Source organism: Gemella haemolysans (assembly GCF_001553035.1).
Lineage (GTDB): Bacteria > Bacillota > Bacilli > Staphylococcales > Gemellaceae > Gemella > Gemella haemolysans_B.
Genome location: NZ_KQ959962.1, coordinates 1 through 7858, shown reverse-complemented (window position 1 = coordinate 7858; position 7858 = coordinate 1). Strand labels below are relative to the sequence as shown.

6 protein-coding genes and 4 tRNA genes are annotated in these 7858 nt (G+C 32.1%); 1 reads left to right on the top strand and 9 read right to left on the bottom strand.

The features are described 5' to 3' along the window. Positions 1–35 precede the first annotated feature (35 nt). The 5 genes from HMPREF3186_RS05375 to gshAB all read right to left on the bottom strand — a co-directional run bounded on the left by HMPREF3186_RS05375 (position 36) and on the right by gshAB (position 5897). Complete coding sequence (locus HMPREF3186_RS05375; RefSeq protein WP_060914265.1) at positions 36–404, bottom strand: DUF956 family protein; 369 nt, start codon at positions 402–404, stop codon at positions 36–38. Between the two features lie 81 nt (positions 405–485). Then, the gene (locus tag HMPREF3186_RS05370; protein WP_060914264.1) at positions 486–1409 is read right to left on the bottom strand and encodes a PTS system mannose/fructose/sorbose family transporter subunit IID; all 924 of its coding nucleotides are present in this window, start codon (positions 1407–1409) and stop codon (positions 486–488) included. 16 nt (positions 1410–1425) lie between these two features. Beyond that, positions 1426–2235: a PTS mannose/fructose/sorbose transporter subunit IIC gene (locus tag HMPREF3186_RS05365; RefSeq protein WP_060914263.1), complete on the bottom strand. Its 810-nt coding sequence runs from the start codon at positions 2233–2235 to the stop codon at positions 1426–1428. A gap of 24 nt (positions 2236–2259) precedes the next feature. Next, positions 2260–3243, bottom strand: a complete 984-nt coding sequence (locus HMPREF3186_RS05360; protein WP_060914262.1) for a mannose/fructose/sorbose PTS transporter subunit IIA — start codon at positions 3241–3243, stop codon at positions 2260–2262. Positions 3244–3635: 392 nt separating this feature from the next. After that, positions 3636–5897, bottom strand: coding sequence for a bifunctional glutamate--cysteine ligase GshA/glutathione synthetase GshB (gshAB, locus tag HMPREF3186_RS05355; protein WP_060914261.1), 2262 nt, complete (start codon positions 5895–5897; stop codon positions 3636–3638). Positions 5898–6089: 192 nt separating this feature from the next. Between gshAB and HMPREF3186_RS05350 the strand changes: the two genes are divergently transcribed. Then, the gene (locus HMPREF3186_RS05350; RefSeq protein ID WP_060914260.1) at positions 6090–7382 is read left to right on the top strand and encodes a cytidine deaminase; all 1293 of its coding nucleotides are present in this window, start codon (positions 6090–6092) and stop codon (positions 7380–7382) included. A 115-nt stretch (positions 7383–7497) separates the two neighbouring features. Here the strand turns inward: HMPREF3186_RS05350 and HMPREF3186_RS05345 are convergent. The 4 genes from HMPREF3186_RS05345 to HMPREF3186_RS05330 form a co-directional block, all read right to left on the bottom strand. Beyond that, a tRNA-Glu gene (locus tag HMPREF3186_RS05345) sits at positions 7498–7569 on the bottom strand. Between the two features lie 42 nt (positions 7570–7611). Next, positions 7612–7684: transfer RNA gene (locus HMPREF3186_RS05340), tRNA-Lys, on the bottom strand. A 1-nt stretch (position 7685) separates the two neighbouring features. After that, positions 7686–7761, bottom strand: a tRNA-Gln gene (locus tag HMPREF3186_RS05335). A gap of 13 nt (positions 7762–7774) precedes the next feature. Continuing rightward, positions 7775–7858, bottom strand: a tRNA-Tyr gene (locus HMPREF3186_RS05330).

The window sequence follows — 7858 nt, the reverse complement described above, 5'->3', positions numbered from 1 at the left end:
TTTCTCCATGCCCCGAATTTGACAAAGAGCCAGTATTAATCTCTCTTCTTAAATAAATTTTTTAAAGATAATATAGGTTTATTTCTAACTATCTTATCATTCCCTATAAATTCTCTCATTTCTTTTAAGCATTTCCCAGAATTTTTTACAATAAAGTTAAAACTTCCTGCACTTTTAGTATCTATAAAAAATCCTCTGATATATTTATCTCTAAAAAACATTTGCGCTCTAACTTTATCTATTTCTGTCCAGGGTATTTGAATATAATCCTCTGTATTTCTCTGATTATAAAATTCAAAAGCTTTATCACCTACCATTACATCACCATGCTTATTTCCTATTGAACCTGTAAGGCAATTAGCTTTAGTTGTGTATACCACCTTACTATTCATAGACATTACCATTCCTCACACCTCCTACAGATTTTTCATAATTAATTTTAAAAAGGAAGTTGAGACCATTTCGACTCAACTTCCTAAACTTTATTACATTACACCGGCTACGTGAGCAATTACACCTAAAGCAAATAATCCGAAGATTATTACTACTGGGCTTACTTTACGTTTTAATAACCACATACATACGAATGTTAATAATAACGCTGCAAATCCAGGAATAAGTTGATTTAAGTTATCTTGTAATGTTGTAACTTTTTCTGGTGTTAGTGAGAATTTTCCACTTGTTGCTTTTGTAACAATATCTTGTAATACTTCACCAGTAATATGTGTTCCTTTTTCAGGGAAGTGAATAAATGCTTTTTCATCTAACTGTACTTTAGAAACAACTAATGGGAAACTGATGTTAGTCCAACGTTGAACTAAGATACCCATTACGAACATACCAAGGATTGAAGCTCCTTTTGTAATTGTTTGTAAAATACCACCTGAAAGGTCACTTGTAATTTCTGAACCTTTTTTATAACCAAATTCTTGTGTATACCATAAGAATCCAATACGGATTAAGTTCCATGCGATAAAGAAGAATAATGGTGCAATAATTGAACCACCAGTTGCTAATGAAGCTGCGATAGCTCCAAGGATAGGACGAACTGTAAACCAGAATACTGGATCCCCAATACCTGCTAATGGTCCCATCATACCAACTTTAACCCCTTGGATTGCTGCATCATCAATATCAGCTCCATTTGCTTTATCTTCTTCTAAAGCAAGTGTAACCCCTAGAATAGGTGCTGCAATATATGGGTGAGTGTTAAAGAACTCTAAGTGACGTTTTAATGCTTGAGTAGCATCTTCTTTGTTTGGATATAATTTTTTAAGCGCTGGGATTAAAGCAAATGCCCAACCACCATTTTGCATACGTTCATAGTTCCATGAACCTTGAAGGAACTGAGAACGTAACATAACGCTACGACGATCTTTTTTACTTAATGTAATTTTTTTCTCTGACATTTGTAGTTCCTCCTTATTAATAATCGTTTAAGATATCGCCTAGTGGATCACCAGATGAGGCATTTCCACCACCGCCGCCACCTTTGTTTTTAGAAAGGTTTAGGTAAATAACTGCTAAACATAATCCTATGATACCAGTTGCAATAAGTGTTAATTGGCTAATTGGTGCTAATGCGAATCCTAAGAAGAAGAATGGCCATACTTCTTTAGTTGCCATTAGGTTAATAACCATTGCGAAACCAACTGCAACTACCATTCCTCCACCGATTGCCATACCTTCTGTGAACCATTTTGGTAATGCTTCAAGGGCTTTTTGAACTACTGATGATGGAATGAACATTAATAATCCCGCTGGAATAGCAACGCGTAATCCTTGAGCTGCAAGTGCTACGTAGTGCCAGAATTCAACTCCACGGAAGTTACCCTGTTCTGCTGCTCGGTCAGCTTGGTGAACGATAACTACTGATAATGTACGAACAACCATTGTAAGTACAAGACCAACTGTAGCTAATGTAACAGCTGTTGCGATAGCGATAATACGTCCTTCAGCTGAGAAATCTCCAGCTTTAATGAAAATAATAGCAGATGCTACTGATGCTAACGCTGCATCTGGAGCAACCGCTGCCCCAATATTAGCCCATCCAAGTGCTAATAATTGAAGAGCTCCACCTAAAATAATACCTTCTGATAAATGTCCTGTTGCTAAACCGATTAATGAACAAGCAATAATTGGTTGATGGAATTGGAATTGGTCTAAGATACTTTCCATACCAGCTAGTAACGCAACAATTAGGACTAATATAACTGTTAGAATACTAAATTCCATAGTGTCCTCCTAATTTCTATTAAATTATAATTTTAAACCTTCACTTGATTTAGCTTCAATAAGTTTGAATAAATCTGATGGAGAATCGTTTGATACTTTACGAACATCAAATTTCACACCTAAATCACGAAGTTTTTTGTATACTTCTACATCTTCTTGATCTAATGATAATACGTTGTTAATTTGAACTTTACCAACTGAATGAGCCATAGATCCGATATTTAATTCTGGAATCTCTACTCCTTTTTCGATTACTGCAAGAGCATCTTGTGGTGTTTCAAATAATAATAACGCTTTTGTATCACCAAATCGTGGATCATTATAAACTTGAACAAGTTTATCCAATGGAATTACGTGTGCGCGTACTCCTGGAGGAGCTGCTTGCTCAATAAGTTTTTTACGTAATTCATCTTTTGATACTGAATCTGAAACTACAATAATTCTGTTTGGATGAGTTGCTTTTGTCCAGTTTGTAGCAACTTGTCCATGTAGTAGACGAGTATCTATACGGGCTAATACAAATTCTATTTTCCCGTTTCCTAATACTGTACCTTCAGGAATTTCTCCTTGAGGTGCAGCTTGTGTACTTTCAGTTACTTCTGCTTTAGGTTGCAGTTCTTCAGGGCGAACTTTAACCCCATCAATAGCTGTTGGTGTGATTGCTTTTGCAATCTCATGAGCTGTTGTCATAGTGAATCTACTAGCATATGCTTCAATAAGCATAGGTAAGTTTAATCCTGCTACGATTGCTCTTTTCTCTGGTGCTTCTTCAAATAACTTGTTAGCTTGGTTAAATGGACTTCCACCCCAAAGATCGACAAGGAAAAGAATTTCTTCAGAATCTACTTTTGCAATAGCTTCTTGAAGTTTTCTTTGCAAGTCTTCTGGTCCTTCACTAGGCATAAATACAACTGATTCTACTTTTTCTTGTTCACCAAAAATCATAGAACCTGATTGTTTAATTCCTGCAGCGAATTCACCGTGACTCGCGATGATAATTCCTACCATCTTAGTACCTCCTTTTATATAATACTTATTTTATTATGACGTGTATACCTTTGCATACAAATAGATTATATCATTTATTATTTTTTTTGTAAATGTTTAAGTTTCTTACTTTACAATCAATGCAATCGATTTCCATATTTTTGTTTTAAATGTGTTTTATATATTTTTTTACGATAAATATATAAAACAGTTTAATTAACTTATGTAAGGCGAATTTTATTATATTTTCCCTGTTCGTTATGTTAATTTTAATTTTCAAAAATATCTTATGAAAATATTTTTTTTCATACTTTCATAAAATTGTAATTGTTTTTTTATTATATAGTGCAGAAAAAAATAATAACGCAACAGTATATCGATACATTACGTCATTATTTTATCATTTGAATAATTTACTTTATATTCTTTTCTGGAAATAACATTTTTAATACATTTAGCGATAATCTTCTAGACTTACCTGAATGTGGATAAATATGCATCATCATCATAGGATTAAAATTAGCTTCGATAACCCCATAATTAGTTGCACTAACTTCTTCTTTTATATCTGAAATTATTAGATCTACACCACAAACCTTAGCCATCATAGCATTCGCTATTTCGACAGCTAGCTCTTTATAGCTTTCATGGACCTCATCTGTCATATCCACAGAGTCTCCACCTGTACTGATATTTGAATTTTCTCTAAGATATGCCACTTCATTCACAGCTAATATAGAATCAAAATTTAATCCTTGTTCAGATAATTGAAGTTTTTCAATTTCTCCAAGTTCAATTTTTTTCAGAGGAGTTTTCTTTGCATCTCCTCTTAGTGAATCCGAATTTTTTTGTTCAACCAATTCTCTTATTGTATGTTTACCATCACCTACAACATTTGCAGGTACTCTTAATAATACAGCTTCGGTTTTTCCTTCAATAACAAAGAATCTATATTCTGTACCCTCAATAAACTCTTCAATAAGTATATCTTTGTCTTCTTTAAGGGCGAATTCTATAGCTTTAGAATAATTTTCTACTGAACTAGTCCCTTTTTTAAAAATAGTTATTCCTAATCCAAAATTAGTACTCTTTGGTTTTATTACAATTGGTTTGTTTTTTATATACTTAAATTTTTGTAATGCTTCTTCTAAACTAGAAACTTCATATCCTTTTGGAACTCTAAGACCTTGTTCAGCTAATACTTTTTTAGTAACAACCTTATTTTCCATAATTAATGGAGAAATATAACTATCTTTACTTGTCATATTTCCATTCTTTACATATTCTACTCTTCCATTACTTTCTAAGCGAATAAATTGATCATTTTCATCTATAACAGTAACTTTAATACCATTCTTTATTGCATCTTCAATTACAGCTTGGGTAGATAGTTCCATATTAGAATATGCACTTAATGAATAATATTCTCTTAAAGCATCCTCTTTATACATTCTAGCTAACTTCATTCCGACTTTAGCCATATCATTTTCTTTCTGATATTCTTTTAAGAGTCTAGCTCCTATAGTAAGCTCAGGATTTTTTATTTCTTCAATCTTCTCATCTATTAAATCAATATCGCTCTCTAGTAGACCTACTTTTTCTACCATGTCTTTCATTTGATTTAATAGCCACAGTCCCTCTTCTTCATACTTAACTTTTTCCAGTGGATGAGAAAGTGCTACATTTTCGCTATATTCATACCCTAAAGATTCAGAAGTATTTATATCCTCTTCTTCTAACCAAACTAGAGTCTTTATGAATAAATGTATAAATCTAATATCTTTTTCTAAAATACCAAACGGTGCAAATGGGTTTAAATCAAATAATCTAAATTCAATATACTTAATTCCTTGTTCCGGGAATTTTTTGATAGTATCTGCACCTCTAAAACGAACACTAGAGTAAAATTCTTTTTCAGCTATTAATTGTTTATTTTCTACATATCCTGTTATATCTTTAATATATCTTTCTAATGAACTATATGATACTTTAATATCATCATCATTTACATAACCATATCTACTAGTTCTTAAACTTCTTACAAAATCAGTTGGTTTTATACCATCTGTAAAATATTTATCCTCCGCCAAAGGAGAAGCACCTAAAAGATAAATTAAAAGCCATTGATATCTTAAAAACTGTCTGGCAAGTTTTAAATAAACATCATTTTTTACACTTACTATATCCTTGCCAGTAATTTCAGCAATTTTCTGCATCAACAAATCGTCTAGTTGGAAGTTATAATGTATACCTGATACCATTTGTTTATACTTACCGTATTTTTTTACTAAATACTCTCTATATTCTATATCAAACTGCTTTTCAAATTGCGCAACCCTTATATCTTCTTCGTTAGGTAGTATAGCTGGTACACTTAAAGGCCAAATATATTCATCTTTTGGTAGGTTTTTTAAAGTCACTTCATGTATAGCGTTTAATATCCTTAAAACATCTTTTTCATTATTTTCTGGTGTTGTTATCAACTCAACCTGTGATTCAGCAAAATCAGTCTGAATGTATGTATGCTCGTGTCTTACTCCAAATATTTTTGGATGATCTGTTTTAGTTATCTCTCCATTCTCTAAAACACGTTGTCCTTCTTTTTCTATACCAATTTTTACATTAGCAAATAATTCTTCTAAATTATTATTTATTATTATATCTTTAATTATCATATTACATCACTTTCTACAAACAGTATAGTTATCTTCTATCTTATCATAAATACACAATTAATAATAGAAATTGAACTCAATAATAATTCAAATTATATAATACTCTTACAATATTCTTATATATATGTTATAATCAAATTACACTTAAGAAAGGGGATAAATACGATTTACTATCGTATTTCTAAATTTTTTATGATTAAATTAATAGCTAGTGATATGGATGGAACTTTATTAAATCATAACCACAAAATTCCAAAAGAGAATGTAGAACTTATTAATTATGCAAAAAATCAAGGAATAGAATTTGTAGTAGCAACTGGAAGAGCCTATTATGAAGCTTTACCAGCTTTAAATGAAGAAAATATTAATTGTGATGTGATTAGTTTTAATGGTGGTATAGTCTATGATAAAAATGGTAATATCATAAGTATTACACCAATGTTACCTAAAGATTTATACTATACAATTGAAATACTAAAAAGTTTTGATATAAGTTATCAACTTTATACTAAAAATACTATATATACTAAAAGTATAGAAACTGATATAAACGCCTATATAGATTTAATTAGGTCTAATGGCTATGATCCGGATGTTGAGCATTTACGTGCAGAAGCACAACAAAAGCTAGATGTGGGATACATTACAGAAGTAGAAAATATAGAATTATACCTTAACGAAAAAGAAAATCCCCCAATCAAAATAATAGCAATATCTAATGATATATCGAAACTAGAAAATGCTGCCAAACTATTATCAGAAAATACAAGTATAAGTGTGACATCATCTGGTGCGAATAATATAGAAATAATGCATAAAAATGCCACTAAAGGAGAAGCCTTAAAAGAAATAGCTAAAATTTATGGCATCAACTTAGAAAATGCTGTAGCAATTGGAGATAATCTTAACGATCAGGCTATGCTAGATATTGTTGGCTACAGCGTTGCTATGAAAAATGGTAATACAATATTAAAAGAACAAGCCAAATACGTGACGGAGAAAACTAATTCCGAAGGTGGAGTTGCAGATACAATATTCAAATTAATAGAAGAAAACAATGAAATTAAAGAAGATATCAATGAAGTATTAGTAAAAGCAGCAATCGATGCAACAAAATATGCTTACGTTCCTTACTCTAATTTTAAAGTAGGTGCTGCAATATTGGCTGAAAATGGGAAAATTTATACAGGTTGTAATATAGAAAATGCTAGTTATTCTCCTACAAACTGTGCAGAAAGAACAGCAATTTTCAAAGCAGTAAGTGAGGGAGTTACAAAATTCAAAAAAATCGCAGTAGTAGGTGGCCCTAATGGTAATTTAGAAAATTATTGTCCACCTTGTGGAGTTTGTCGACAAGTAATCTCTGAATTTGCAGATGAAGATTTTGAATTAATCTTAGGCACTTCAGAAAATACCTACGCTGTATATAACTTCTTTCAAGAAGTATTACCTCTAAGTTTTACAGCAAAAGAACTAAAAAAATAAAATTAAATGGTCATTAGAATATAAATTCTGATGACCATTCTTTATATAGTTAACTATTTCCAATTTCTATCACTTACAAAAAAAAGTCGTAACAAAAGTTACGACTAGGTTAAGATGACCCGTACGGGATTCGAACCCGTGTTACCGCCGTGAAAGGGCGGTGTCTTAACCACTTGACCAACGGGCCAAAAATATAAAAGGCTAAATAATTAGCCTTTTATTCAATTAATGAGCCATGAAGGACTCGAACCTTCGACCCTTTGATTAAAAGTCAAATGCTCTACCAACTGAGCTAATGGCTCATGGCTGGGATACCTGGATTCGAACCAGGGGAATGACGGAGTCAAAGTCCGTTGCCTTACCGCTTGGCTATATCCCAACAATATTAAGAATGGTGGGAAGAAGTGGATTCGAACCACTGAACCCGAAGGAGCGGATTTACAGTCCGCCGCGTTTAGCCTCTTCGCTATCTTCCC

What these genes read in the sequence shown, in the direction of transcription:
- HMPREF3186_RS05375 (WP_060914265.1), bottom strand. Translation starts at nt 404, where the DNA reads ATGGTAATGTCTATGAATAGTAAGGTGGTATACACAACTAAAGCTAAT.
- HMPREF3186_RS05370 (WP_060914264.1), bottom strand. Translation starts at nt 1,409, where the DNA reads ATGTCAGAGAAAAAAATTACATTAAGTAAAAAAGATCGTCGTAGCGTT.
- HMPREF3186_RS05365 (WP_060914263.1), bottom strand. Translation starts at nt 2,235, where the DNA reads ATGGAATTTAGTATTCTAACAGTTATATTAGTCCTAATTGTTGCGTTA.
- HMPREF3186_RS05360 (WP_060914262.1), bottom strand. Translation starts at nt 3,243, where the DNA reads ATGGTAGGAATTATCATCGCGAGTCACGGTGAATTCGCTGCAGGAATT.
- gshAB (WP_060914261.1), bottom strand. Translation starts at nt 5,897, where the DNA reads ATGATAATTAAAGATATAATAATAAATAATAATTTAGAAGAATTATTT.
- HMPREF3186_RS05350 (WP_060914260.1), top strand. Translation starts at nt 6,090, where the DNA reads ATGATTAAATTAATAGCTAGTGATATGGATGGAACTTTATTAAATCAT.